The organism is Micromonospora sp. RTBAU3-60 (assembly GCF_054963695.1).
In genome coordinates, this window is the sequence record NZ_JBUEGB010000198.1 from 1 (window position 1) to 702 (window position 702).

The 702-nt window shown below is 68.2% G+C and carries 1 protein-coding gene; it reads right to left on the bottom strand.

Features of this window, described 5'->3' with window-relative positions; translation table 11 throughout:
• A partial coding sequence (locus ACY34I_RS40545; RefSeq protein WP_462760855.1) for a transposase occupies nt 1–702 on the bottom strand: 702 nt, incomplete at both ends.

The window sequence follows — 702 nt, forward strand, 5'->3', positions numbered from 1 at the left end:
CTGGCCGAGTTGGTGGAACGCCCATGTGTGCAGGGTGACCCGCTGGGGCCGTCGGAGCCGTACCCGGTCGCGGATGCCCGTGAGGTTTCCAGGGCGATGCCGCGGCCGGTGCGTTCGGCCTCGGTCACGATCTGCTTGGCGATGCGATGGTTGGTGTCGGCCGCGAACCGGGCTTCCTTACGCCGGCGGGCCTTCAACAGCCGCTTCGCCGATTTGCTGCCGATGCGCTGAAGTTTGGCCCGAAGCCGCTGGTTACGATGCCTGATCCGGTTGAGAGCCTTGCCGCTGTGCCGGGTGCCGTCGTTGGTGGTGGCGATGTTCGCGATACCCAAGTCGACACCGAGGAACCCGTCAGGCTCCTTCACCTCCACATCAGGGATGTCGCAGGTGGCGTACAGGAACCACTTGCCGTCACGGTGGACCAGGTCGGACTCGCCCCGCCGGTGCGCCACCAGGGTGACGTACTGCTGGGCGGAGCAGCCGAACCGGACTCGGTTCAACCGGCCGCCGACGGCCCAGATCGATACCGTGCGGTCGGCGAGCCGCCAGGACAGGCACCGGTCGTCGAACGGTTGCGCGGCGTCCCGACGGAACCGGATCGGCTTTCCCTCGGCGTTGCGACGGCGTTTCGAGCCCGGTTTGCCGAGGTTGCCGGCGCGGATGTTGGCGTTCAGGGTGGCGTACGCGCCGGCGACCTTGCGG